Raw genomic sequence first — 25,439 nt, 5'->3', positions numbered from 1 at the left:
AGCTCCTCCTCGCGTCGCATCGAGGAGACCCTTCCCGGCCCCGGCCCGGGGAAACGCCGGGTCGGTCGCCGGACGGGCGTCAGGCGGAGCGGACCGCCACGGCGTCGGCGAAGGCCTCGAGGGCGGCGCGGGCCGGGCCCTCGGGCAGCACCGAGAGCAGTGCCTTGGCCTCGGCGGCGCGGCCCACGACGTACGCCCGGGCCTCCTCGAGGGCGGGGTGCTGGCGCAGCAGGCCGAGCGCCTCGGCGTGCAGGGCGTCGTCGGAGAGGTCGGCGTCGAGCAGCTCGAGCAGCCGGGCGTCGGCCTGGTCGGTCGACGCGCGGGCCATGAGCACCGGCAGCGTGGGGACACCCTCGCGCAGGTCGGTGCCCGGGGTCTTGCCCGACTCGGCGGACTCCGAGGCGATGTCGAGGATGTCGTCGGAGAGCTGGAAGGCGGAGCCGACGATCTCGCCGTACGCCGTCAGCGCCTCCTCCACCTCGGCCGACGCGCCGCCGAAGCGGGCGCCGTAGCGCGCGGAGGTCGCGATGAGCGAGCCGGTCTTGCCGGCGACCACGTCGAGGTAGTGCGCGAGCGGGTCCTCCCCCTCGGCCGGCGGCACGGTCTCGAGGATCTGCCCCTCGACGAGCCGGCTGAAGGTCTCGGCCTGGATGCGCACCGCGTCCGCACCGAGCTGCGCGGTGAGCTCGGAGGACTTCGCGAAGAGGAAGTCGCCGGTGAGGATCGCGACGTGGTTGTCCCAGCGGGCATTGGCCGAGACGGCCCCGCGGCGCAGGTCGGCCTCGTCCATGACGTCGTCGTGGTAGAGCGACCCGACGTGGGTGATCTCCACGACGCACGCCGCGGTGAGGACCTCCGCGGCCAGCGGATCCGGACCGGTCTCGGCCGCCAGCAGCACCAGCAGCGGCCGGAACCGCTTGCCGCCGGCGTCGAGCAGGTGGCTGGCCGCCTCGGTGACGTAGGGGTAGCGGCTCTGCACGTGCGCGTAGAGCGCTTCCTCGACCTCGACCATCCGATCGCGCAGGCGCGCCTCGAGGGTCGGGTCGGTGACCGGCAGGGCCAGGCCCGCGGACGAGGTGCCCACGGTCGATCGGGAGCTCACCTGATGAAGTCTCCCGCACGGGACGCGAGATCGAGAACCGGCCCCGGCACGACGCCGATCACGATCGTCGCCAGCACGCCGGCCGCGATGGTCGCCGAGGTCAGCAGGGACGGCGTGGTCACCGACGCCACCTCGCCCGGGTGGCCGTCGGGGCCGACGTCGGGCTCGGCGAAGAACATGATCCGGATGTAGCGGACGTAGAAGAAGATCGCCACGATGCTGGAGGCGATCGCGGTCAGCACGACCGGCCAGGCGCCCGCGGACATCGCGACCGTGAAGACCGCCCACTTGCCGACGAAGCCGGCGGTCAGCGGGATGCCGGCCATCGAGAGCAGGTAGAGCGCGAACGCGCCGGCCAGCCACGGCGAGCGGCGGCCCAGCCCGGCCCACCGGTCGAAGTGGGTGGCCTCGCCGTTGGAGTCCCGCACGAGCGTGACGACCGCGAACGCGCCGAGCGTCGCGACGCCGTACGTCGCCAGGTAGAACAGCACCGCCTGGAGCGAGGTGACCTGGCCGTCGGCCAGCTCGCCGGCGCCCTGGACGCCGAGCACGCCGGTCAGCAGGAACCCGGTGTGGGCCACCGAGGAGTAGGCGAGCATCCGCTTCACGTCGGTCTGGGAGACCGCGACGACCGCGCCGACGACCATGGTGAGGATCGCGATGACCCACATCATCGGCTGCCAGCTCCAGCGGTCGGAGCCGAAGGCGACGTAGAACAGCCGCAGCAGGGCGCCGAACGCGGCGACCTTGGTGGCAGCGGACATGAACGCCGTGACCGCGGTCGGTGCGCCCTGGTAGACGTCGGGGGTCCAGCCCTGGAACGGCGCCGCACCGACCTTGAACAGCAGGCCGACGGCGAGCATGCCCATGCCGACGAGGAGCAGGCCCTGGTTGCCGGTGTCGTTGCGGACCGCCTCGGCGATCGCGGCCAGCTGCATGGAGCCAGCGAAGCCGTAGACGAGCGCGACGCCGTAGAGGAAGAAGCCGGAGGAGAAGGCGCCGAGCAGGAAGTACTTGAGCGCGGCCTCCTGGCTGAGCAGGCGGCGGCGCCGCGCCAGGCCGGTCAGCAGGTAGAGCGGCAGCGAGAGCACCTCGAGCGCGACGAACATCGTCAGCAGGTCGTTGGAGGCGGGGAAGAGCATCATGCCGCCGACCGCGAAGAGCAGCAGGGGGTAGACCTCGGTGTGCTCCCAGCCGCGGGTCGAGACCTCGCGCTCGGCCTCGGTGCCGGGCAGCGCCGCGGCCTGGCCGGCGAACGCGGAGACACCGCCCTCGATCCGGCGCTCGGCGAAGAGGGCCACGCCACCGAGGGAGAGCAGGAGCACCAGGCCCCACAGGAAGACGGTCGGGCCGTCGACGACGATCGTGCCCTCGGCGGCGAGCAGGCCGCGCGCGGCACCGTCGGCCACCTCGGCCAGGTCGGTCGCGACCCAGATCGTGGTGGCGAACGCCGCGAGGAGCACGACGGTGGCCAGCGCCACCTGCACGGTGCGGCGCACGGCCCGGGGCAGGAACGCCTCGACCACCACGCCGAGGCAGGCGCCGCCGAGGACGATGAGCAGCGGAGCGAGCTCGGCGTACTCGATGGTCGGCTTGACGAAGTCCATGCTCAGTGAGCTCCCTCTTCAGCGGCGTGCTCGACGGTCGTCCCCGGCGGCACGGCCGGGGCGTCGTCGTCGACGTCGACGCGGGCCATCAGGTCCTCGACGTAGGGGTTCGCCACGTCGAACAGCGGCATCGGGAAGAAGCCGAACAGCACCAGGCCCACGACCAGCGGCGTCAGCACCGCCACCTCGTGCGGGCGCAGGTCCCGCGCCTCGGGCACCGCCGGCGGCGCGACGGCCGCCTCGGGCCGGGTGGCGGTCGCGGTGCCGGTCCCCGGGCCCGCGGCCGTGCCGTGGCCGGCCGGCTCGCGGTGCGCCGGGTCGTCGTGGTGCTCGCCGGCGGCGGCGTGGTCGCCGGCCAGGGGGCCGGGCCCGGTCATCACGCGCTGGTACATCGACAGCACGTAGATCGCGGCCAGCACGATGCCGGTCACCGCGACAGCGCCCACCCACCAGTGGTAGTCGAAGGCCGCGATGATGACGAGCAGCTCGGAGACGAACGGGCTCAGGCCGGGCAGGCTCAGCGTGGCCAGGCCGGCGACGAGGAACAACCCGGCCAGCACGGGCGCGAGCTTCTCCATCCCGCCCATCCGGCGGATCGAGGAGGTGCCCCGCCGCTCGATCACGTGGCCGGCGGTCAGGAACAGCGCGGCGGTGCCGAGGCCGTGGTTGACCATGTAGAGGATCGCGCCGCTCTGGCCCTGGCTGCTGAAGGCGAAGATGCCCAGGGTGATGAAGCCGAAGTGGCTCAGCGAGGTGAGGCCGACCAGCCGCAGCAGGTCGTCCTGGCCGATGGCCAGCAGCGCGCCGTAGACGATCGAGATCAGCGCGAGCGTGACGACCAGCGGCGTCGCCCACTGCGAGGCGCCGGGGAACAGCTCCAGGCAGAAGCGCAGCATGCCGTAGGTGCCGATCTTGTCCAGCACGCACACCAGCAGCACGCTCGTGCCCGGGGTGGCCTTCTCGGTGGTGTCGGCCAGCCAGGTGTGCAGCGGGAACAGGGGCGCCTTGACGACGAAGGCGATGAGGAAGCCGGCGAAGATCCACCGCTCGGCCGCGGTCGACATGTCGAGCGCGGCGAGGTCGGAGTGGAGGTACGACGGCTCGCCGGCCTGCGCAGAGACGACGTAGAGCCCGATGACCGAGGCGAGCAGCACCAAGCCGCCGCCGAGCTGGAACATCAGGAACTTCACCGCGGCCGCGCCCCGGCCGGCCTTGCCGAAGCCGCCGATGAGGAAGTACGCCGGGATCAGCGTGGCCTCGAAGACGACGTAGAAGAGGAAGACGTCGGTGGCGAGGAAGACCGCGAGGGAGAGCGCCTCGAGCGCCAGCGCCCAGGCGAAGAACGACCGGGCGGAGCCGCTCGCGCCGCTGCCGGGGTCGGCGTGGGTCCAGGAGTAGGCCAGGACGAGCGGGACGAGGACGACGGTCAGCAGGACCATCAGCAGCGAGAGCCCGTCGACGCCGAGGGCGTAGTGGACGCCGAACGCGGAGATCCAGTCGTGGGTCTCGGTCAGCTGCATGCCCTCGCGCAGCTCGTACTGCAGCGCGACCGCGACGCCGACCCCGAGGGTCAGCACGGAGACGAGCAGCGCGACCAGCTTGGCCAGCTCGGCGCGCGGGAGCGCGGCGACGACGACCGAGCCGACGAGCGGCACGGCCACCAGGACGGTGAGCCAGGGGAAGTCGCTCATGCGAGGTTCACCGCCAGGAGTGCGAGGACGACGAGGAGCACGCCGCCGAGGACGGACAGGGCGTAGGAGCGGACGAAGCCGTTCTGCAGGCGCCGCAGGAGGTCACCGACGGCCTTGATGCCCGACGAGCCGCCGGTGAAGACCCCGTCGACCAGCGTGCGGTCGCCGGTCACCAGGCCGCGGACGGTCGCCGTGCCGGGACGGCCGACGAGCAGGTCGTTGATCCCGTCGCCGTACAGGTCCGCCCGGGCGGCACGGGTCGCGAACGACACGTCCTGCGGCGGGGTCAGCGGGACCTCGCGCTTGCCGACGAGGAACCAGGCGGCCGCGACGCCGACGGCGACGACCGCGACGGTCAGCAGCGTGATCACGATGATCGGCAGCGGCGGCTCGTGGTGCGGCGCCTCGCCGACGACCGGCGCCAGCCAGTCGACGATCCAGTCACCGAGCAGCAGCACGCCGCCGAGCACCGAGAGGGCGGCCAGCACGACCAGCGGCACGGTCATCACGCCGGGCGACTCGTGCGGGTGCACGTCGTCCTTCCAGCGCTTGGTGGTGAAGAAGGTCATCAGCATCAGCCGGGTCATGTAGAAGCCGGTGATGCCGGCACCCAGCAGCGCGAGCACGCCGACGACCCAGTTCTCGGCCAGCGCGGTCTCGATGATCTTGTCCTTGGACCAGAACCCGGAGAATCCCGGGAAGCCGATGATCGCGAGGTAGCCCATCGCGAAGGTCAGGAACGTGATCGGCATGGCGTGCCGCAGCGCGCCGTACCGCCGCATGTCGACGTCGTCGTTCATGCCGTGCATGACCGAGCCGGCGCCGAGGAACATGTTGGCCTTGAAGAAGCCGTGGGTGATCAGGTGGAAGATCGCGAACGCGTAGCCCGCGACGCCGAGGCCGGCGCCGAGCATCATGTAGCCGATCTGGCTCATCGTGGAGCCGGCCAGCGCCTTCTTGATGTCGTCCTTGGCGCAGCCGATGACCGCACCCCACAGGAGCGTGACGGTGGCGACGATGACGACCACCGTCTGCGCGGTCGGGGCGAGCTCGAAGATGAAGTTGGACCGGACGACGAGGTAGACGCCGGCGGTGACCATGGTCGCGGCGTGGATGAGCGCCGAGACCGGGGTCGGGCCCTCCATCGCGTCGAGCAGCCAGGCCTGGAGCGGCACCTGGGCGGACTTGCCGCACGCGGCGAGCAGCAGGAGCAGGCCGACCGCGGTGAGCGTGTCCTCCTCCGCGGCGCCGGAGACCTGGCTGATCGCGGTGAAGCTGGTGGTGCCGAAGGTCGTGAACAGCAGCGCGATCGCCAGCGCCATGCCGATGTCGCCGACGCGGTTGATGACGAAGGCCTTCTTGGCCGCCGCGGCAGCGGAGTGCTTGTGCTGCCAGAAGCCGATGAGCAGGTACGACGCCAGGCCGACGCCCTCCCAGCCGAGGAAGAGCCCCAGGTAGTTCTCCGCCAGGACCAGCATCAGCATCGCGGCGACGAACAGGTTGAGGTAGGCGAAGAACCGGCGGCGCCGCGGGTCGTGCTCCATGTAGCCGATGGAGTAGACGTGGATCAGCGAGCCGACGCCCGTGATCAGCAGCAGGAACAGCGCCGACAACGGGTCGTAGAGCAGGTCCATCCCGACCTGGAGGTCACCGACGGCGATCCAGTCGTAGAGGTGCTGGGTGATCGACCGGTCGCCCTCGTCGCGGCCGAGCAGCTCGACGAAGAGCAGCAGGCTGACCGCGAAGGACGCCAGCGACATCAGCGTGCCCAGCCAGTGGCCCCAGCGGTCGGTGGCCCGGCCGCCGAGCAGCAGCACGACGGCGCCGAGCAGCGGCAGGCCGATGACCAGCCACAGCAGGGAGAAGGTGCCGTCCGCGGCGCTCGGCTCGATGACCGGCACCTGGTGGGCAGCCTCGGACAGTGAGTACATCCGTCCTCTTCCTCAGTACTTCAGCAGGCTGGCGTCGTCGACCGAGGCCGACCGGCGCGTGCGGAAGATGGTCATGATGATCGCGAGCCCGACGACGACCTCGGCGGCGGCCACGACCATGACGAAGAACGCCGCGATCTGGCCGTCGAGGTTGCCGTGCTGCTTGGCGAAGGCCACGAGCGCGAGGTTGCAGGCGTTGAGCATCAGCTCCACGCACATGAACACCACGATCGCGTTGCGGCGGGTCAGCACCCCCACGCAGCCGATGCTGAACAGGATCGCCGACAGCACGACGTACGGCGTCACGTCGGTCACCGGTGGGCCTCCTCGTCGGTTCCCGGGCCGCCGGTGCCGGTGCTCGGGTTCTCGGTGTTGTGGCCGGAGCCGGCCGAGGTGTCCGCGGGCGTGCCCGAGCCGCCGGGCAGTCCGCCGAGCGAGCGCTGGACGTCCTCGATGTCGTCGGCCAGGTCGGGGGCGTTGCGGATCGTGCCGCGCGCGGCCAGCGTGCGCGAGACCGACGACTCCGCCGGCGTGCCGTCGGGCAGCAGCGCCGGGGTGTCGACCGCGTTGTGGCGGGCGTAGACACCCGGCGCCGGCAGCGGACCGAGGTGCTCGCCGCGCTCGGCGTAGCCCCGCACCCGCTGGGCGGCCAGCGAGGCCTGCGTCGGGCGCGGGCCGGTGCGCTCGCGGTGCGCGAGCACCATCGCCCCGACCGCCGCGGTGATCAGCAGCGCGCTGGTCGTCTCGAAGACGAACACGTAGCGGGAGAAGAGGATGTTGGCGAGGGCCTCGATGTTGCCGCCCTCGTTGGCGGCGTCGAGGCCGACCACGGTGCCGAGGGTGAGCTGGCCGACCCCGGCGATGAGGACGACGGCGAGCCCGACACCCAGCACGACCGCCATCGCGCGCTGGCCGCGGATCGTCTCCACGACCGAGTCGGAGGCGTCGACGCCGACGATCATCATCACGAAGAGGAAGAGCATCAGGATCGCGCCCGTGTAGACGATGATCTGCACCGCGAACAGGAACGGCGCCTCGAGGACGGCGTAGAGCACCGCGAGGCTGATCATCACCACGGCCAGCAGCAACGCCGCGTGCACGGCCTTGCGCACCACGAGGATGCCGAGCGCGGCGATCACCATGACCGGCGCGAGGATCCAGAAGGCGGTCATGCCGTCCCCTCCGACCCCACCTCGGAGGTGTCGCCCGGGGCCCGCGTCGTGCCGCGGTAGTAGTCGCCCTCGTCGGACCCGAGCAGCATCGCGTGCGGCGGCTGCTCCATGCCGGGCAGCAGCGGCGCGAGCAGGTCGGACTTCTCGTAGATGAGGTCCGCGCGGTTGTCGTCGGCCAGCTCGTACTCGTTGGTCATCGTCAGCGCGCGCGTCGGGCACGCCTCGATGCACAGCCCGCACAGGATGCAGCGCAGGTAGTTGATCTGGTAGACGCGGCCGTAGCGCTCACCGGGGCTGTAGCGCCCCGACCCGTCGGGCAGGTCGACGTTGGAGGCACCCTCGACGTAGATCGCGTCGGCCGGGCACGCCCAGGCGCACAGCTCGCAGCCGATGCACTTCTCCAGGCCGTCGGGCCAGCGGTTGAGCTGGTGCCGGCCGTGGAAGCGCGGTGCCGTCGGCTGCTTCTCGAACGGGTACTGCTCGGTGACGACCTTCTTGAACATCGTGCGGAAGGTGACGCCGAAGCCCGCGATCGGGTCCCAGAACTGTTCCTTGATCGTCGCCATCAGCTCTCTCCTGCCGTCGAGCGGGTGCTGGACGGGTGGTCGAAGGTCAGCGGCGCGGCCGCGCCGCGGACCGGGCCGCCGGCCGGCATCGCCGGGACCGGGAAGCCACCGGCGGTGCCGGTGCTCACCCCGGAGCCGGGGCCGGTCTCGGGTCGCTCGCCGCCGGCGCGATCGCCGTCGGTGCGGTCGCCGTCGTCGTCGGAGTCACCGACGAAGAACAGCGCCAGGAAGACCACGGCCAGCACGCCGATCGCGATCAGCAGGTAGCGCCGGTCGATGCCGCCCTCCAGCGAGATCGCGCGGATCGTCGCCACGGCGATGATCCACACCAGCGCGACCGGGATGAGCCGCTTCCAGCCGAACGCCATGAACTGGTCGTAGCGCAGGCGGGGCAGCGAGCCGCGCAGCCAGATGAAGAAGAAGATGAAGAACAGGACCTTGCCGAAGAACCACAGCACCGGCCAGTAGCCCTCGTTGAACCCGGCGTACAGCTCGTCGATCCAGAACGGCGCGTGCCAGCCGCCGAGGAACAGCGTCGTGGCCAGGGCCGAGACGGTCGCCATGTTGATGTACTCGGCGAGGAAGAACAGGGCGAACTTCAGCGAGGAGTACTCGGTGTGGAAGCCGCCGACCAGCTCGCCCTCGGCCTCCGGGAGGTCGAACGGCGCGCGGTTGACCTCGCCGATCATCGCGATCACGTAGATGACGAACGACGGCACGAGGATCAGGCCGAACCAGAGGTCGTCCTGGGCCTCGACGATCTCCGAGGTCGACATCGAGCCGGCGTAGAGGAACACCGCGACGAGCGCGAGGCCCATCGCGACCTCGTAGGAGATCATCTGCGCGCTCGAGCGCAGGCCGCCGAGCAGGGAGTACGTCGACCCGCTGGACCAGCCGCCCAGCACGATGCCGTAGATGCCGACCGAGGCGATCGCCATCACGAACAGCACGGCGACCGGCATGTCGGTCAGCTGCAGCGGGGTCCGCTCGCCGAAGAAGTTGACCTCCGGACCGAACGGGATCACCGAGAACGTGACGAACGCCGGGACCACCGCGATCACCGGGGCCAGGAGGAAGACCACCTTGTCGGCGGCCGTCGGGATGATGTCCTCCTTCAGCGCCAGCTTCACACCGTCGGCCAGCGACTGCAGCAGGCCGAAGGGCCCGTTGACGTTGGGGCCGATGCGGTGCTGCATGCGCGCCACGACCCGGCGCTCCCACCAGATGTTGAACAGGGTGAGGAGCACCAGCACCACGAAGATCAGCAGCGTCTTGACGCCGATGACCCACCAGGGATCACCGCCGAACGCCGAGAGGTCCGGCCCGTCGGCCGCCAGAGGGGTCACGCGCCCGCTCCCTTCACGCTGACTCGCGAGCCGGGCGAGGCCAGGCCGGCCAGCACCCCGTCGCCGAAGGAGTTCGCCGGCACCCAGACCACGCCGTCGACCAGGTCGTCGGTGATCTCGGCCGGCAGCGTCACCGAGCCGCGGTCACCGGTGAGGGTGACGGTGGGGCCGACGACGTCGTAGGTCGCCGCGGTCACCCGGGCGACCGGCATCCGGGCCGTGGCCCGCAGCGCGTCGTCGCCGTCCTGCATGGAGCCCCGGTCGAGCATCTGCTTCCAGGTGGCGAGCACCATGCCGTCCGTGCCGGCGCTTGCCTGCCCGTCCCTGTGCCCGGTGGGCGCGAGGGAGGTGGGCGCGGGGTCGGCCGACGGCGCGGGACGCTCGCCGTCCCAGCCGCCGAGCTCGGCCATCCGGGCGCGGACGTCGTCGACGGTGCGGAAGCCCAGCGGACGGCCGCGGCCGAGCGCTGCGAGCTCCTCGGCGATGCCGGCGAGCACCCGCAGGTCGGGCAGCGAGCCGGGGTGGGTGAAGACCGGGTCGAAGGGACGCGGGCGGCCCTCCCAGGTGATGAACGTGCCGGCCTTGTCGCTGACCGGCGCGACGGGGAGGACGACGTCGGCCTCGCGGGTCACGTCCGTCTCGCGCAGCTCGAGCGCCACCACGAACCGGGCGGCGCGCAGCGCGGCGCGGGTCGCGGCCGGGTCGGCGGTGTCGTCGGGGTCCACCCCGCCGACCACCACACCACCGAGCTCGCCGGAGACCAGCGCGGCCACGATCTGGTCGGCGTCGCGACCGGGGGCCTCCGGGAGCGAGTCGACGCCCCAGGTGGTCGCTGCGTCGACGCGGGCGCCGGCGTCGGCCACCGGGCGGCCGCCGGGCAGCAGCGTCGGCAGGCAGCCCGCCTCGACCGCGCCGCGGTCACCGGCCCGGCGCGGCACCCAGGCCAGCCGGGCGCCGGTGCGCCGGGCGAGCGCGGCCGCCGCGGTGAGGGCGCCGGGCGAGGTCGCGAGCCGCTCCCCCACCAGCAGGACGGTGTCGGTGTCGAGGCCGTGCTCGGAGCGCTCGGCCAGCGAGGCGATCACCTCGGCCTCGGTACCGGGCGCGGCCGGGACGAGGACGCCGGCCATCTTGCGCAGGCCGCGGCTGCTGAAGGGCGCGACGGAGAGCACGCGCGTGCCCCGGCCGGACGCCTTGCGCAGCCGCAGGAAGATCGCGCCGGCCTCGTCCTCCGGCTCGAGCCCGAGCAGGACGACGGTCCGCGCGGCCTCGAGGTCGGCGTACGTCACGGCGCCGGCCCAGGGGCCGGTGAGCACGACCTCGGAGGCGAGGAAGTCCGCCTCCTCCGCGGAGAGCGGACGGGCGCGGAAGTCGACGTCGTTGGTGCCGAGCGCGACGCGGGCGAAGACGCTGTAGGCGTAGGCGTCCTCGGCGGTGAGCCGGCCGCCGGGCAGTACGCCGACGGCGCCGGCCTCGGCGAGACCGCGGGCGGCCACGGCGAACGCCTCGGGCCACGACGCTGGCCGCAGCGAGCCGTCGGTGTCGCGGACCTGCGGGTAGGTCAGCCGGTCGGCCTGGCGGGCGTAGTGGAACGCGAAGCGGTCCTTGTCGGTGATCCACTCCTCGTTGACCTCGGGGTCGTTGCCGGCCAGGCGGCGCATGACCTTGCCGCGGCGGTGGTCGACGCGGATCGCCGAGCCGCAGGCGTCGTGCTCGGCGACAGCGGGGGTGGAGACGAGGTCGAAGGGGCGCGAGCGGAAGCGGTACTCCGCGCTGGTGAGCGCGCCGACGGGGCAGATCTGGATCGTGTTGCCGGAGAAGTAGCTCTCGAAGGGCTCCTTCTCGTAGATGCCGACCTGCTGCAGCGCGCCGCGCTCGATGAGCGCGATGAACGGGTCGCCGGCGATCTGCTCGGAGAAGCGCGTGCAGCGCGCACACAGCACGCAGCGCTCGCGGTCGAGCAGGACCTGCGCGGAGATGTTGATCGGCTTGGGGTAGGTGCGCTTGACCCCGCCGCTGGCGGCGAAGCGGGACTCCCCGCGGCCGTTGGACATCGCCTGGTTCTGCAGGGGGCACTCGCCGCCCTTGTCGCAGACGGGGCAGTCCAGCGGGTGGTTGATCAGCAGGAACTCCATGACGCCCTGCTGCGCCTTGTCGGCCACCTCGCTGGTCGCCTGGGTGTTGACGACCATGCCCTCGGCGACCGGCAGCGTGCACGAGGCCTGCGGCTTGGGGAAGCCGCGGCCGTTGCCGGCGTCGGGGACGTCGACCAGGCACTGGCGGCACGCGCCGACCGGCGCGAGCAGCGGGTGGTCGCAGAAGCGGGGCACCTGGATGCCGACCTGCTCGGCGGCGCGGATGACCAGGGTGTCCTTCGGGACGCTGACCTGGACGCCGTCGATGGTCAGGGAGACCAGGTCGGTGCGGTCGACCTCCTGGCCGGTGCGGTCCTGCTGCAGCGTCATGCCGTCGCTCCCACGGTGCGGTCGGACCACGCGGTCGAGGCGGCCGGGTCGAACGGGCAGCCGCCGTGCGTGAGGTGGGCGAGGTACTCCTCGCGGAAGTACTTGATGGAGCTCGAGATCGGGCTCGTGGCGCCGTCGCCGAGCGCGCAGAACGAGCGGCCCAGGATGTTGTCGCACTGGTCGAGCAGCAGGTCGAGGTCGGCCTCGCTGCCCTGGCCCTTCTCCAGCCGGGCGAGGGTCTGCACCAGCCACCACGTGCCCTCGCGGCACGGGGTGCACTTGCCGCAGGACTCGTGCTTGTAGAACTCCGTCCAGCGCAGCACCGCGCGGACCACGCAGACCGTCTCGTCGAAGATCTGCAGCGCCCGGGTGCCGAGCATGGAGCCGGCCGCGCCGACGCCCTCGAAGTCCAGGGGTACGTCGAGGTGCTCGGCGGTCAGCAGCGGCGTGCTGGAGCCGCCCGGGGTCCAGAACTTCAGCTCGTGCCGCTGGCCGTCCGACTTCTGGCGGATCCCGCCGGCGAGGTCGATGAGCTCGCGCAGCGTGATGCCCAGGGGCGCCTCGTACTGGCCGGGGCGCTGCACGTGGCCGGAGAGGGAGAAGATCCCGAAGCCCTTGGACTTCTCCGTGCCCATGCTCGAGAACCACTCGGCGCCGTGGGCGATGATGCTCGGCACCGACGAGATCGACTCGACGTTGTTGATGACCGTCGGGCTGGCGTAGAGACCCGCCACCGCCGGGAACGGCGGCCGCAGCCGCGGCTGCCCGCGCCGGCCCTCGAGGCCCTCGAGCAGCGCGGTCTCCTCGCCGCAGATGTAGGCGCCCGCGCCGGCGTGCACCACGACGTCGAGGTCGTAGCCGGAGCCGTGGATGTCGCGACCGAGGTGGCCGGCGGCGTACGCCTCGGCGACCGCGGCCTGGACGCGGCGGATGACGTGGAGGACCTCGCCGCGGATGTAGATGAACGCCGTGTGCGCGCGGATGGCGAAGCTGCTGAGGATGACGCCCTCGACCAGCGTGTGCGGGCTGGCCATCATCAGCGGGATGTCCTTGCAGGTGCCCGGCTCGGACTCGTCGGCGTTGACGACGAGGTACTTCGGGTTCGGGTTGTCCTGCGGGATGAAGGACCACTTCATCCCGGTCGGGAAGCCCGCCCCGCCGCGGCCGCGCAGGCCGGAGTCCTTGACCGCCCCGATGACGGCGTCGGGGCCCATCGCGAAGGCCTTGTCCAGCGCCTCGTAGCCACCGCGGCGCGCGTAGGCGTCGAGGGTCCAGGAGCGCTCGTCGGCCCACCCCGCGGTGAGCACCGGGGTGAGGGTGTCGGTCGTGCGAGCGGACGTCTCGGTCACTGCGCGTCTCCCTTCTCCGCGGCCGTCCCGGTGGTCGGGCTCTCCTTCTCCACCACGGCGGCCTCGGCCTCCTTCGTGCCGGCGTCCTCGGTGGCCGCCGCCTCGCGCTCCGGCTCCTCGGCGACCGCGTGGCCGCCCTCGCCGTCGCGCGCGTCCTGGGCGTCCTGGGCCTCCTCGACGGACGGCGCGGACCAGCCGCGCTCGGCCGCGATGCCGAGGCCGACCAGCGACGCCGGGCCCGCGCTCGGGCCCTCGTCGACGCGGCCGTCGGGGAAGCCGGCGAGCACCCGGGAGGCCTCGCGCCAGGTGCAGATGCGCGGGCCCCGCGTGGAGCGGACCTCGGCTCCCGAGCGGAGGTCGTCGACCAGCTGCACCGCCGACTCGGGGGTCTGGTTGTCGACGAACTCCCAGTTCACCATCATCACCGGCGCGTAGTCGCAGGCCGCGTTGCACTCGAGGTGCTCCAGCGTCACCTTGCCGTCGGCGGTGGTCTCGTCGTTGCCGACGTCGAGGTGTTCCTTGAGCCGGGCGAAGATCTCGTCGCCGCCCATGACCGCGCACAACGTGTTGGTGCAGACGCCGACGTGGTAGTCGCCGACGGGCTTGCGCTTGTACATCGTGTAGAACGTCGCGACCCCGCTGACCTCGGCCGCGGAGATGCCGAGCACGTCGGCGCAGGCCTCGATGCCCTCGGGGGTGATCCGGCCCTCGACCGACTGCACCAGGTGCAGCATCGGCAGCAGGCCCGAGCGCGGCTGCGGGTAGCGCGCGGCGATCGCGCGCAGCTCGGCCAGCGACTCGTCGCTGATCATCGGCCACCGACCTTTCGGGGTCCCCGCGGTGTTGTTCGCGGAGGAGCAGAGCGGAGGAGCGAAGAACTCCGTGGGGTGAGCTTCATCGATCGACACCTCCCATGACGGGGTCGATGGAGGCGATGGCGACGATGACGTCGGCGACCATGCCGCCCTCGCTCATCACGCTCGTCGCCTGCAGGTTGGTGAACGACGGGTCGCGGAAGTGGACCCGGTAGGGACGGGTGCCGCCGTCGGAGACGACGTGCGCGCCGAGCTCGCCGCGCGGCCCCTCGACCGGGACGTAGGCCTGGCCCGCCGGCACCCGGAAGCCCTCGGTCACCAGCTTGAAGTGGTGGATCAGGGCCTCCATCGACTCGCCCATGATGTGGCGGATGTGGTCGAGGCTGTTGCCCATCCCGTCGCTGCCGATGGCCAGCTGGCTGGGCCAGGCGATCTTCTTGTCCTCGATCATCACCGGGGCGCCCTCGAGGCCGGCGAGCCGCTCGGCCGCCTGCTCGACGATCTTCAGCGACTCCTCCATCTCGGCCAGCCGGATGCGGAACCGGCCGTAGGAGTCCGCGGTGTCCCACGTCTGCACGTCGAAGTCGTAGGTCTCGTAGCCGCAGTAGGGCTGGGTCTTGCGCAGGTCCCACGGGTAGCCGGTGCTGCGGAGCACCGGGCCCGTCATGCCGAGCGCCACGCAGCCCTCGAGGTCGAGGTGGCCGACGTCGACGAGACGTGCCTTGAAGATCGGGTTGGCGTTGCACAACGCGGCGTACTCCGGCAGGCGCTTGCGCATGAGCGCCACGAACGCGCGGATCTCGTCGAGCGCGCCCGGCGGGAGGTCCTGGGCGACGCCGCCGGGGCGGATGAACGCGTGGTTCATCCGCAGGCCGGTGATCAGCTCGAACAGGTCGAGCACCAGCTCGCGCTCGCGGAAGCCGACGGTCATCACCGTCAGCGCGCCGATCTCCATGCCGCCGGTCGCGATCGCGACCAGGTGGGAGGAGATGCGGTTGAGCTCCATGAGGAGCACCCGCATCACGGTGGCCTTCTCCGGCACCTGGTCCTCGATGTCGAGCAGCCGCTCGATGCCCAGGCAGTACGTCGCCTCGTTGAAGAACGGCGAGAGGTAGTCCATCCGGGTGCAGAACGTGACGCCCTGGACCCAGGAGCGGAACTCCATGTTCTTCTCGATGCCGGTGTGCAGGTAGCCGATGCCGCAGCGGGCCTCGGTCACCGTCTCGCCCTCGAGCTCGAGGATCAGCCGCAGCACGCCGTGGGTCGACGGGTGCTGGGGGCCCATGTTGACGACGACACGCTCGGTGTCGTCCTCGGCGAGGCCCTCGGCGATCTGGTCCCAGTCCTGGCCGGAGACGGTGAAGACCCGTCCCTCGGTGGTCTCGGTCGAGCTGGCGTAGAGATCCTGGTCAGCGGTCATGTCAGTTGTAGCTCCGTCGCTGGTCGGGCGGCGGCACGCTGCCGCCCTTGTACTCCACGGGGATGCCGCCCAGCGGGTAGTCCTTGCGCTGGGGGTGGCCCGGCCAGTCGTCGGGCATGAGGATGCGCGTGAGCGCGGGGTGGCCGTCGAAGACCACGCCGAACATGTCGTAGGTCTCGCGCTCGTGCCAGTCGGCCGTGGGGTACGTCGTCACGACCGACGGCAGGTGCGGGTCGGCGTCGGGCACCGAGACCTCGAGGCGGACCCGGCGGTTCCAGGTCATCGACAGCAGGTGGTGGACCACGTGGATCTCGCGACCGGCGTCGTCGGGATAGTGCACCCCGCTCACCCCGCTGAGCACCTCGAAACGCAGCGACGGGTCGTCGCGCAGCGCCCGGGCGACCGACGGCAGCGCGTCGCGGCGGACGTGGAAGGTGAGCTCGCCGCGGTGCACGACGACCCCCTCGATCCCGTCGCTCACACCGGCCGCGGCCAGCGCGGCGTCGAGCGCGGAGGCGACCTCCTCGTGCCAGCCGTCCAGCGGACGACGGGCCAGGCCGGGATACACCACCGGCTGCACCAGACCGCCGTACCCGCTGGTGTCGCCGGAGCCTCGGGTGCCGAACATGCCGTGCCGGGCGCCGACGGCGCGCACCTCGGGGTCGAGGGTGGCCGGGGCGTTCTCCGGGGACTCCTCGACCGCGCGCTGGTCCGGGGCCTTGCCGGTCGTGTCGGTCTTGTCGGCCGTGCCGGTCTTGTCGTCGTCCGTCACCGCAGCAGGCCCTTCATGTCCGAGGTGGGCAGGGCACGGAGCGCGGCGTTCTCCTGCTCCTCGACCTCGCGGGCGCGGTGGGGACCGAGCTTGGTCTGCTGCACCTGGTCGTGGAGCTTGAGGATCGCGTCGATGAGCATCTCCGGGCGCGGCGGGCAGCCGGGGAGGTACATGTCGACCGGCACGACGTGGTCGACGCCCTGGACGATCGCGTAGTTGTTGAACATGCCGCCGCTCGAGGCGCACACGCCCATGGCCAGCACCCACTTGGGCTCGGCCATCTGGTCGTAGATCTGGCGCAGGACCGGCGCCATCTTCTGGCTCACCCGCCCGGCCACGATCATCAGGTCGGCCTGGCGCGGGCTGGCGCGGAAGACCTCCATGCCGAAGCGGGCCAGGTCGTACTTCGGTCCGCCGCTGGTCATCATCTCGATGGCGCAGCAGGCCAGGCCGAAGGTCGCGGGCCAGAACGACGCCTTGCGCATGTAGCCGGCGACGCCTTCCACGGTCGTCAGCAGGACGCCGCTGGGGAGCTTCTCCTCGATGCCCATCAGGCAGTTCCTTCCGCAGGTGCAGGTGCTGGGAGTCGCGAGGTGCGCGAGGTCAGGTGCATCGCGGCTCTCAGTCCCACTCGAGGCCGCCGCGGCGCCACACGTAGGCGTAGGCGACGAAGACGGTGGCGATGAAGACGACCATCTCGATGAGCCCGAAGAAGGCCATCGCGTCGAAGTGCACGGCCCACGGGTAGAGGAAGATGATCTCGATGTCGAAGACGATGAAGAGCATCGCGGTGATGTAGTACTTCACCGGGAAGCGGCCGCCGCCGACCGGCTGCGGGGTGGGCTCGATGCCGCACTCGTAGCTGTCGAGCCGGGCCCGGTTGTAGCGCTTGGGGCCGACCAGCGCGCTCATCGCGACCGAGCCGACCGCGAACAGGGTGGCCAGCGCGACGAGGGCCAGCACCGGCGTGTAGAGCTCCACGGGCACTCCTGTTCGGTCCTGATCGGAACGTCGGTCGGGTGTCGCTTCCGTGCACCATGTGACCTTGTGAACAGAATCACTAAGTGGTGCGGAACACATAGTGCCACTCGCCCCGGGTTGGTGCACCCCGGGGGTGGGAACCGGTCAAACCGGGTCTGACCTGGGCATTTAGGACACGGCGGCGTTGCTTATATGGATCGCCGGTCTGACCTGCGGGAACGGTGCGTGCACGCGGCTTGTGGCGCAGTCCACCCTTGTCCACAGCCCGCGCGCGGTCGCCGGGATAGTCCGTGACGTTCGGCAGGCGGATCGGGCTCCCGGGCCTGCGGACCGTCACGGACTACCCCGCCGGGGCGCCCGCACCTGTGGACAACCGCGGACCGACCTTCGGGGGTCGGGTCGGGGTCGGGTAGATCGGCCGGGGCGGCGCTACTTCGTCGCGCGGTGGAGGGCGACGATGCCCGAGGAGAGGTCGCGCCACTCGGGGCGCTCCCAGCCAGCCTCGGCGACGAGGTCGGCGAGGCCGCGCTGGTCGGGCCAGGCGCGGATCGACTCGGCGAGGTAGACGTAGGCGTCCGGCGCGGAGGAGACCGCGCGGGCGATCGCGGGGAGCGCCTTCATGAGGTACTCCAGGTAGACCGTGCGGAACGCGGCGTTGGTCGGGTGGCTGAACTCGCAGACCACGAGCCGCCCGCCCGGCTTGGTGACCCGGCGCATCTCGCGCAGGCCGGCCAGCGGGTCGACGATGTTGCGCAGCCCGAAGGAGATCGTCACCGCGTCGAAGGTGTCGTCGGCGAACGGCAACCGGGTCCCGTCACCGGCGGTGAACGGCAGGTGCGGGCGGGCCTGCTTCCCGACGCGGAGCATCCCGAGGGAGAAGTCGCACGGCACCACGGTCGCGCCGCGGTCGGCGAAGGGCTGGCTCGAGGTGCCGGTGCCGGCGGCGAGGTCGAGCACCAGGTCGCCCCAGCCGGCGTCGACCGCCTCGATGACCTCGTGGCGCCAGCGGCGGTCCTGCCCCAGGGACAGGACGTCGTTGGTCAGGTCGTAGCGACGCGCGACCGCGTCGAACATCCGACGGACGTCGGTCGGCTGCTTGTCGAGCTCTGCACGGGCCACGGCTGAACCCTACGGCGGCGGCACGGCGCCGCCGTACCCGCGGCTCAGACGACGGCGTCCCACGCGGCGTCGACGATGGCGACGAGGTCCTCGGCGGACATCGCGCCGGCGGCGGCCTGCACGGTCAGGTCGTCCTCGCTGCGCTGGCACGAGACGTACGACGGGGTGTCGCCCTGGGGCGCGCCGGCGGCGGGGTCGGCGGCGGCGCGCTGCACGATGCAGACCGCGTCGCCCTCGCGGACCAGCTCCTGGGTGGCCACGCCGGACGCGGCCGCGCCGTCCTCGGAGATCCGCTCCGGCGCGAACGCGCCGCCGGGGGCGCGGAAGGCCTGGACCGAGACGGCCGTCGAGAGGTCCTCGCTGGCGTAGACGCGGGTCTCGACGGCGTACTCGTAGACGTCGCCCAGCACCTCGTCGGCGTGCTCGCGGGCCGCGGACTCGCGGTCGGCGACGGTCTTGGCCTGGTCGGCGTCGTACTGCTCGGTGAACGCCTTCTCCAGGTCGGCCGCGGTGTAGCCGCCCGGCAGCGTGTCGGGCAGGCCCAGCGACTCCTCCGCGCCGGCGCCGTCGGTCGCCCGGGGCAGCAGCACGGCGAAGACCACCAGCAGGGCGAGCACGACGAGCCCGGCGAGGAGGCCGAGGACGGTGGTCTTGGCGGACGAGGTCGTGGGGCTGCTCACGGGAGTACTCCTGGGTGCTGACTGCAGGGCCGGGCACCCCGGACGGGCGCCCCCGGGACGCTAACCGGCCGGCCTGAGACGCCGCTGAGCGGGTCCGCCTGGCCTCCGGACCGGGCCGGACCCGCGGGTAGGCTCGCGGGGTGACCACCCGTACGGCTCCGGACGAGCAGGTGTCCGCAGGCCGGCTGGTCGCGCGGACGACCGCGCTCGACCCGGACTCACCCGCAGCGCTCGGTTCGCTGCTCGACCTCCTCCCGTCGGACGCCCCGGTCACCTGGCTGCGTCGCGGCGAGGGGATCGTCGGCTGGGGCGTGGCGGCGCGGCTGCGAACGCAGGGGCCGACCCGGTTCGCCGACGCCGCCAAGTGGTGGAGCGAGATGGTCGCCCGCGCCGAGGTCGTCGACGAGGTGCAGGAGCCCGGCACCGGGCTCGTGTCGTTCGGGACGTTCGCCTTCGCCGACGAGCCCGGGGACTCGGTGCTCGTCGTGCCGTCGGTCGTCGTCGGCCGCCGCGGCGACCGGGCCTGGGTCACCACCGTCTCGCCGGCCGACGCGCCGGAGCCGGTCGCGGACGTCCGTGTCCGCGACGTACCTCCCCCGCCCGTCGGGCTGACCTTCGCCGACGGCGCCCTGGACGGCGAGCGGTGGATGAGCGTCGTCGCCGACGCCGTCTCCCGGATCGAGGGCGGCGAGCTGGAGAAGGTCGTGCTCGCCCGCGACCTCATCGCCACCGCTGCCGAGCCGCTGGACGTGCGGTGGCCGCTGCGGCGCCTGGCCACCGGCTACCCGATGTGCTGGACCTTCCACGTCGACGGCATGTTCGGCGCGACGCCCGAGATGCTCGTCCGCCGCGAGCGCGGCCTGGTCACCTCGCGCGTGCTCGCCGGCACCATCCGCCGCACCGGCGACGACGAGCGCGACCTGGCGCTGGCCGCGACGCTGGCGCGGTCGTCGAAGGACCTCGAGGAGCACGAGTACGCCGTCCGCTCGGTCGCCGACGCGCTCGAGCCGCACTGCTCGTCGATGAACGTCCCCGAGGCGCCGTTCGTCCTGCACCTGCCGAACGTCATGCACCTCGCCACCGACGTCAACGGGGTCGTCCACGACGCCGCCACCGTGTCCTCGCTCCAACTCGCCGAGGCCCTGCACCCGTCCGCGGCCGTCGGCGGCACCCCCACCCCCGAGGCCACCGCCCTCATCTCGCGGATCGAGGGGATGGACCGCGGCCAGTACGCCGGCCCCGTCGGCTGGATGGACGCCTCCGGCGACGGCGAGTGGGGCATCGCCCTGCGCTCGGGCTTCCACGAGGGCGACTCCGTCCGCCTCTTCGCCGGCTGCGGGGTCGTCGCCGACTCCGACCCTGAGTCCGAGCTCGCCGAGTCGCAGGCCAAGTTCGTCCCCGTCCGCGACGCCCTCGCCGACTGACCCCTCCTCCCGCCGGTCGGAGGTTGCGCTGGCAACCGTCTCGAGCCCCGGTGACCGTGGTCGCTGCCCTGCGCCCGTCGCGGGGTCTCGTCAACGGCCGGCGCCGGCGCGCCTCCCTGCTCGACCAGCGGTGCCACCGGGGCTCGCTGCTCGACCGGCGGTGTCGCCGGGGCTCGCTGCTCGACCGGCGGTATCGCGGTCTAGGTCCGCATGTGGAACGTGACCTGGTTGTCGGGGTGGATCGTGGTCTCGAAGCGTGGGTCGTGGATGCGGGCGTGGTGCCGCGGGCAGAGCAACCGGGCGTTGCCGATGTCGGTGTGGCCGCCTCGGAGCCAGCTCTCGTCGTGGTGGGCGTGGCAGAGGTGGGCGGACCAGTCGCATCCGGTCGCGGTGCAGGTGCGCTGGCCGACCGCGAGGGCCCGCCGCTGGCCGGCGGAGAACAGCCGTGCGGTGCGTCCCAGGTCGAGGACCTCGCTCCGGGTGCCGAGGACGGCGGGGAGAAGGCCGGCTTCGCAGGCCATCCGGCGCGCCATCGACGCGGAGATCGGCTGGCCGTCGTCCAGAGCCGCTCGCCCGGCGTCGCTGGTCAGGCTCGAGTAGTCGATGGTGACGACGACGGAGGCGTTGAGTCCGCCGAGGTTCGGGAGGCGATCGGCGGGCAGGCGTTCGAGGAGCTCGCAGAACGCGTCGCCCATCCGCTCCGGCGAAGGACGGCGATCCCCTGCTTCTGCAGCCTCCTCGCCCTTGACGGCGGCTTGGTGCTTCGGGGCAGCGAACGCGAGCAGCATCTTCCTCAGCATCTCGCCGTGCAGGGTGGGGATGGAGAACTTGCCGCGCACCGATCCTTTGCCGTCGGGACACATCGTGAGCCAGGCGTTGGCGCGGGCTTCGCGTTCTTCTCGTTCGAGGGCGCGGGCGTCGCGTTCCTCGCCGATCCCGGGTGCGACGACGGTGAGGACATGCTTGGCCAGGATCGCCAGCGTCTTCGGCGTGACGTCGAGCGCCTCGTTCAAGAGGTGCTTCTCGGCCCGCTCCGGGATGGTCGCGTCGGGCGGGTCGTCGGGCAGCCGGTCGACGCAGTCGGCGATGACCTTCGCGTGGTCGACGCTGATCGCGCCCTCCGCCAGCGCGGCCGACGTCGGCGTATGACGGTCCAGCGACTCGGCCAAGCGCATCCGCCGCTTGGCCGTCGGTCGGTCCTGGTGGGTCTCGTGTCCCCACCACGAGGCGGTGTCGGTCGCGCCGACCTTGTCGCCGACCGCGCGGCGGTCGGCCTCGGCGGCCAGCTTGAGCTCGAGGGCCTCGACCTGGGCCCGGAGCCGGGTCGCCTCCAGCAGGGCGGTCGAGACCTCGTCATCCGACATCTGCCACAGCTGGGAGCTGCAGGCCGAACGGGCCTTCTTGCGGGACTTCGCAACCGCGCGGCACACCGGGTGCGCACTGTGTCGGGAGTCCTTGGCCATGGGTCTACTCAAGCAGCGACCACCGACAGTCACGGGGCTGTTTCCCCAGGTCAGACCAGCATTCGGACAACAACTTCAACGAGTCTCGGCGGGTTTCGAGACAGGCGCTGCGCGCCTTCCTCAACCAGCCGAAACCGCCCGCCGCGAGCCGGGAAGCAACCGCGAGCCACGGCGTACCCGTCCTCATCGCTGCTCCCACCGCGACCACCCAGGCCCGCATGCCGAAGGTCGGCTGCAGGGTCTCGTCGACGCTCGCCGAGGGCTCGCTGCTCGACCAGCGGGGCGGCGGGTTTCGAGACGGGCCTGGCGGCCCTCCTCAACCAGCCGGAGGCAGCAGCCGAGGCGAGGCTGCCGTGAGCCGGGAAGCAACCGCGACCCGCGGCGTACCTCGTCCTTATTGCTGCCCTACCGCGACCACCCACGGCCTCAAGGCCGACGTTCGGCTGCCAGGGGTCTCGTCAACGGTCGGCTTTGGCGCGCCTCCCTGCTCGACCAGCGGTGGGCGCGGGTGGGGTCAGAGGTCGGCGCCGTCGGGGAGGCGGGCGTAGGCCTGGCCGGCGGGCTCGAGGAAGCGCTGCAGGTGGCCGTCGACGATGCCGAGGCCGGCGTCGGAGTAGACGCGGTCGTGGATGGCGAGGTTGCGGGGGGCGCCGACCTCGCGGGCGAAGTCGACGGCCTCCCCCACGCGGAGCCACGGCGCGGAGACGGGGAGCAGCAGCAGGTCGATCGGCTCGCCGGGGCCGGTGAGGGCGTCGCCGGGGTGGAAGACCTTCGTCCCGCCGAGGTCGAGCAGGTAGCCGGAGTTGGTGATCCGCGGCAGCTCGGGGTGGATGACGGCGTGCAGCTCGCCGACGGCCCGCACCGAGATCGAGCCGACGCCGAAGGACTCCCCCGGCGCCACGACGTGCAGCCGCTCGGCCACGTCCGGGGCGTCGGTCCGCACGTGGGCGGCGACCCCCTCGATGGTGTGCACGGCGGCGTCGGTGCGGCGCAGCGTGTCGGCGACGTAGTGGTCGGGGTGCTCGTGGGTGACCAGCACCGCGTCGGCGCCGTCGACGGCACCCGGGTCGGTGAAGACGCCGGGGTCCAGGACGACGGTGGTGCCGTCGTGCTCGATCCGGATGCCGGCGTGCCCGAGCTTGGTGATCCGCATGACGCCCACCGTAAAGCGGGTGCGGGAGCCCCCGCCGCTGCCCCACCATCGGGCCGTGCGCGAGGTCGTCGTCTCCGGTCTGGTCACCGGCTGGGCGATCGCGGTGCCGATCGGCGCGGTCGGGGCGTACCTCGTCGCGCTCACCGCCCGCACCTCCTGGCGCACCGGCGCCGCGGCGGCGCTGGGCATCGCCTCCGTCGACGGTGCGTACGCCGCCCTCGCGGTCGTCGCGGGGACGGCCCTGTCCGCGCTGCTCGCCCCGGCGCAGGACGCCCTGCGCCTCGGCTCGGGCGTGGTGCTGCTCGTCGTGGCGGCCCTGATGGGCCGCGCGGCGCTGCGGAGCGGCGCGGCGGCGCCGAGCACGCGAGGAGCGACGGACCGGGGGATGCGGCCGCGCACGGCGTACGCGCTCTTCGTGGGGATCACGGCGGTGAACCCGACGACGGTCGTCTACTTCGCCGCCGTGGTCCTGGGCCGCGACCTGACCGACGGCGCGGCCGAGGGGACCGTGTTCGTGCTGGCCGCGCTGGCCGCGAGCGCGTCGTGGCAGCTGCTGCTCGCGACGGGTGGCGCGGTGCTGGGCCGCGCGGTGACCGGCCCGCGGGGGCGGCTGGTGACCGGACTGGGGTCCGCGGTCGTGGTCGCGGGGCTGGCGCTCCATACGATGGCCGGATGAGCTCCACCGCCCAGCCCGAGGACCACTCCGACGGCGTGACGATCCGCCCGGCCGTCCTCGACGACGCGGACGCGCTCGGGCAGCTGCACGTGGACTCCTGGCACGAGGCCTACGCGCACCTGGTGCCGGACAGGATCCGTGCCGACAGCGAGGAGCACCTCGCCGAGCGGATCGAGGTCTGGCGCGAGATGGTCGCGCTGCACGACCGCACGCTGGTGGCCGAGGCGCCCGAGGGCCTGGTCGGCTTCGCCGGCGCGGGCGAGCCCGACGAGCTGGGCCTGCCGCTGCTGGCGCTCTACGTGCGGGCGCACTGGTGGGGCTCCGGCCTGGGCCACCTGCTGTTCGAGGCGACGATCGGCGGCGCCCCGTCGTACCTGTGGGTGCTCGAGCCCAACAAGCGCGCGATCCGCTTCTACGAGAACCACGGGTACCACCCGGACGGCGCCTTCCAGCACGCCGAGGAGGGGCTCCACATCCGCATGGTGCGGCCGTGACGACCCGCTTCGACCTCGGCGACCCGACCTTCGACGTCACCTCGCCGGAGGTCCACGCGGCCCGCGAGCAGGACTGGTACGTCGAGACGACCTGGGGCTGGGCCGTGGTGCGGTACGCCGAGGCGTCGGCGCTGCTGCGCGACCGGCGGTTCCGCCAGGGCAACGCGCGCTGGCCGGAGCAGAACGGCATCCACGCCGGCCTCTTCAGCGACTGGTGGGGCGAGACGCTGCTGAGCCTGGAGGGCGACGACCACGCCCGGATCCGCCGGCTGATGCTCCCAGCGTTCAGGAAGCGGTCGATCGAGGCGATGGTCCCGGGCTTCACCGAGCTGGCCGAGGAGCTCGTCGACGGCTTCGCGCCGCGCGGCGAGGTCGAGCTGATCGGTGGGTTCGCCGAGCCCTACGCCGCCCGCATCATCTGCCGGCTGCTCGGGCTGGAGGAGTCCCACTGGCAGCAGGTGGCGCACTGGGCCGACGACCTGGGCGCGTCGTTCTCCATCGACGTCGGCAACCAGGTGCCGCGGATCGAGGCGGCGATCGAGGGGCTGACCGGCTACCTCGACGAGGTCGTCGCCGACCGGGCGGCCCACCCGCGGGAGGACCTGGTCACCGCGCTCGTGCAGGCCAGCCAGGGCGCCGACGGCGCCGAGCGGCTGAGCCGCCGCGAGCTCGACGTGGCGCTGGTCTTCCTGGCCTTCGCCGGCATGGAGACGACCCGCAACCAGATCGGCCTGGCCGTCCAGACGCTGCTGCAGCACCCCGACCAGTGGCGGCTGCTGGGCGAGCGGCCCGAGCTCGGCCGCAACGCGGTCGAGGAGGTCATGCGGGTCAACCCGACCGTCACCTGGGTGACCCGCGAGGCGGTCGAGGACGTCGACCTCGACGGGCTGCACGTGCCGGCCGGCGGGATCGTGCAGGTGCTCTCCCACGCCGCCGGCACCGACCCGCGGGCGGTGCCCGACCCGGCGTTCGACATCACCGCGGAGCGGCCGCCGCACCACGGCTTCGGCGCCGGCATCCACCACTGCCTGGGCCACTACGTCGCGCGCACCGACATGGCGGTCGCGCTGCCGCTGCTCGCGCGGCGGATGCCCAACGCCGTCCCCGACAGCCCCGGCCGGTGGCTGCCGGTCTCCGGCAACACCGGCGCCGTGGAGTTCCCGATCCGCTTCACGCCCGGCCACTGACGCGGCCGGCCGGGCGGACGGCCGGGCGG

General features: G+C 72.4%; 23 protein-coding genes. 4 read left to right on the top strand and 19 right to left on the bottom strand.

Annotated elements, in window-relative coordinates; all coding sequences use genetic code 11:
- Nucleotides 1-79: 79 nt before the first annotated feature.
- From QWY29_RS00415 to QWY29_RS00335, 17 genes are all read right to left on the bottom strand, one after another.
- Entirely contained in the window at nucleotides 80-1,102 is a 1,023-nt protein-coding gene (locus QWY29_RS00415; protein WP_439117367.1) for a polyprenyl synthetase family protein, read from the bottom strand.
- The gene (gene nuoN, locus QWY29_RS00410) at nucleotides 1,099-2,709 is read right to left on the bottom strand and encodes an NADH-quinone oxidoreductase subunit NuoN (protein ID WP_300958639.1); all 1,611 of its coding nucleotides are present in this window, start codon (nucleotides 2,707-2,709) and stop codon (nucleotides 1,099-1,101) included. The genes QWY29_RS00415 and nuoN overlap by 4 nt, the downstream gene beginning before the upstream one ends.
- A gap of 2 nt (nucleotides 2,710-2,711) precedes the next feature.
- Nucleotides 2,712-4,400: an NADH-quinone oxidoreductase subunit M gene (locus QWY29_RS00405; RefSeq protein ID WP_300958638.1), complete on the bottom strand. Its 1,689-nt coding sequence runs from the start codon at nucleotides 4,398-4,400 to the stop codon at nucleotides 2,712-2,714.
- Nucleotides 4,397-6,331 carry an NADH-quinone oxidoreductase subunit L gene (gene nuoL / locus QWY29_RS00400; protein ID WP_300958637.1) on the bottom strand — a complete coding sequence of 645 codons (1,935 nt, stop codon included), beginning with the start codon at nucleotides 6,329-6,331 and terminating at the stop codon, nucleotides 4,397-4,399. Before nuoL ends, QWY29_RS00405 begins: the two co-directional genes overlap by 4 nt.
- Nucleotides 6,332-6,343: 12 nt before the next feature.
- Entirely contained in the window at nucleotides 6,344-6,637 is a 294-nt protein-coding gene (gene nuoK, locus QWY29_RS00395; RefSeq protein ID WP_300959579.1) for an NADH-quinone oxidoreductase subunit NuoK, read from the bottom strand.
- Between the two features lie 5 nt (nucleotides 6,638-6,642).
- Nucleotides 6,643-7,503: an NADH-quinone oxidoreductase subunit J gene (locus tag QWY29_RS00390; RefSeq protein WP_300958636.1), complete on the bottom strand. Its 861-nt coding sequence runs from the start codon at nucleotides 7,501-7,503 to the stop codon at nucleotides 6,643-6,645.
- Entirely contained in the window at nucleotides 7,500-8,069 is a 570-nt protein-coding gene (gene nuoI, locus QWY29_RS00385) for an NADH-quinone oxidoreductase subunit NuoI (RefSeq protein WP_300958635.1), read from the bottom strand. The genes QWY29_RS00390 and nuoI overlap by 4 nt, the downstream gene beginning before the upstream one ends.
- The gene (gene nuoH / locus QWY29_RS00380; RefSeq protein ID WP_300958634.1) at nucleotides 8,069-9,415 is read right to left on the bottom strand and encodes an NADH-quinone oxidoreductase subunit NuoH; all 1,347 of its coding nucleotides are present in this window, start codon (nucleotides 9,413-9,415) and stop codon (nucleotides 8,069-8,071) included. Before nuoH ends, nuoI begins: the two co-directional genes overlap by 1 nt.
- Entirely contained in the window at nucleotides 9,412-11,877 is a 2,466-nt protein-coding gene (locus QWY29_RS00375) for an NADH-quinone oxidoreductase subunit G (RefSeq protein ID WP_300958633.1), read from the bottom strand. The genes nuoH and QWY29_RS00375 overlap by 4 nt, the downstream gene beginning before the upstream one ends.
- Nucleotides 11,874-13,226 (bottom strand): NADH-quinone oxidoreductase subunit NuoF, encoded by a 1,353-nt coding sequence (gene nuoF / locus QWY29_RS00370; protein ID WP_300958631.1) that lies wholly within the window; start codon nucleotides 13,224-13,226, stop codon nucleotides 11,874-11,876. The genes QWY29_RS00375 and nuoF overlap by 4 nt, the downstream gene beginning before the upstream one ends.
- Nucleotides 13,223-14,038, bottom strand: a complete 816-nt coding sequence (gene nuoE / locus QWY29_RS00365; RefSeq protein WP_300958630.1) for an NADH-quinone oxidoreductase subunit NuoE — start codon at nucleotides 14,036-14,038, stop codon at nucleotides 13,223-13,225. Before nuoE ends, nuoF begins: the two co-directional genes overlap by 4 nt.
- 82 nt (nucleotides 14,039-14,120) lie before the next feature.
- Nucleotides 14,121-15,461, bottom strand: coding sequence for an NADH-quinone oxidoreductase subunit D (locus tag QWY29_RS00360; protein WP_300958629.1), 1,341 nt, complete (start codon nucleotides 15,459-15,461; stop codon nucleotides 14,121-14,123).
- Nucleotide 15,462: 1 nt separating this feature from the next.
- Nucleotides 15,463-16,233, bottom strand: a complete 771-nt coding sequence (locus QWY29_RS00355) for an NADH-quinone oxidoreductase subunit C (RefSeq protein WP_300958627.1) — start codon at nucleotides 16,231-16,233, stop codon at nucleotides 15,463-15,465.
- Nucleotides 16,230-16,784: a NuoB/complex I 20 kDa subunit family protein gene (locus QWY29_RS00350; protein WP_300958626.1), complete on the bottom strand. Its 555-nt coding sequence runs from the start codon at nucleotides 16,782-16,784 to the stop codon at nucleotides 16,230-16,232. The genes QWY29_RS00355 and QWY29_RS00350 overlap by 4 nt, the downstream gene beginning before the upstream one ends.
- A gap of 70 nt (nucleotides 16,785-16,854) precedes the next feature.
- Nucleotides 16,855-17,214 carry an NADH-quinone oxidoreductase subunit A gene (locus QWY29_RS00345; RefSeq protein ID WP_300958624.1) on the bottom strand — a complete coding sequence of 120 codons (360 nt, stop codon included), beginning with the start codon at nucleotides 17,212-17,214 and terminating at the stop codon, nucleotides 16,855-16,857.
- A gap of 429 nt (nucleotides 17,215-17,643) precedes the next feature.
- Nucleotides 17,644-18,333 carry a demethylmenaquinone methyltransferase gene (locus QWY29_RS00340; protein WP_300958623.1) on the bottom strand — a complete coding sequence of 230 codons (690 nt, stop codon included), beginning with the start codon at nucleotides 18,331-18,333 and terminating at the stop codon, nucleotides 17,644-17,646.
- 44 nt (nucleotides 18,334-18,377) lie between these two features.
- On the bottom strand, nucleotides 18,378-19,013 hold the full coding sequence (locus QWY29_RS00335; RefSeq protein WP_300958622.1) for a hypothetical protein: 636 nt from the start codon (nucleotides 19,011-19,013) through the stop codon (nucleotides 18,378-18,380).
- Nucleotides 19,014-19,153: 140 nt separating this feature from the next.
- Between QWY29_RS00335 and QWY29_RS00330 the strand changes: the two genes are divergently transcribed.
- Nucleotides 19,154-20,437 carry an isochorismate synthase gene (locus tag QWY29_RS00330; RefSeq protein ID WP_300958620.1) on the top strand — a complete coding sequence of 428 codons (1,284 nt, stop codon included), beginning with the start codon at nucleotides 19,154-19,156 and terminating at the stop codon, nucleotides 20,435-20,437.
- Between the two features lie 200 nt (nucleotides 20,438-20,637).
- Here the strand turns inward: QWY29_RS00330 and QWY29_RS00325 are convergent, their stop codons facing one another.
- Both QWY29_RS00325 and QWY29_RS00320 read right to left on the bottom strand, forming a co-directional pair.
- A complete protein-coding gene (locus QWY29_RS00325; RefSeq protein WP_300958619.1) occupies nucleotides 20,638-21,900 on the bottom strand; it encodes an HNH endonuclease signature motif containing protein in 1,263 nt (420 codons plus the stop codon).
- Nucleotides 21,901-22,414: 514 nt separating this feature from the next.
- On the bottom strand, nucleotides 22,415-23,053 hold the full coding sequence (locus QWY29_RS00320; protein WP_300958618.1) for an MBL fold metallo-hydrolase: 639 nt from the start codon (nucleotides 23,051-23,053) through the stop codon (nucleotides 22,415-22,417).
- Between QWY29_RS00320 and QWY29_RS00315 the strand changes: the two genes are divergently transcribed.
- From QWY29_RS00315 to QWY29_RS00305, 3 genes are read left to right on the top strand one after another with little or no spacing between them, the layout of a single operon-like run.
- Nucleotides 23,052-23,729, top strand: coding sequence for a LysE family transporter (locus QWY29_RS00315; RefSeq protein WP_300958617.1), 678 nt, complete (start codon nucleotides 23,052-23,054; stop codon nucleotides 23,727-23,729). The two genes, QWY29_RS00320 and QWY29_RS00315, sit on opposite strands and share 2 nt — an antisense overlap.
- Complete coding sequence (locus QWY29_RS00310; RefSeq protein WP_300958616.1) at nucleotides 23,726-24,223, top strand: GNAT family N-acetyltransferase; 498 nt, start codon at nucleotides 23,726-23,728, stop codon at nucleotides 24,221-24,223. The genes QWY29_RS00315 and QWY29_RS00310 overlap by 4 nt, the downstream gene beginning before the upstream one ends.
- Complete coding sequence (locus tag QWY29_RS00305; RefSeq protein ID WP_300958615.1) at nucleotides 24,220-25,410, top strand: cytochrome P450; 1,191 nt, start codon at nucleotides 24,220-24,222, stop codon at nucleotides 25,408-25,410. Before QWY29_RS00310 ends, QWY29_RS00305 begins: the two co-directional genes overlap by 4 nt.
- Nucleotides 25,411-25,439 lie beyond the last annotated feature (29 nt).

Origin of the sequence: Nocardioides abyssi, assembly GCF_030412915.1 — a bacterium.
In the GTDB taxonomy this organism is placed as follows: Bacteria; Actinomycetota; Actinomycetes; order Propionibacteriales; family Nocardioidaceae; genus Nocardioides; species Nocardioides abyssi.
This window is presented reverse-complemented; position numbering and strand designations above follow the sequence as displayed.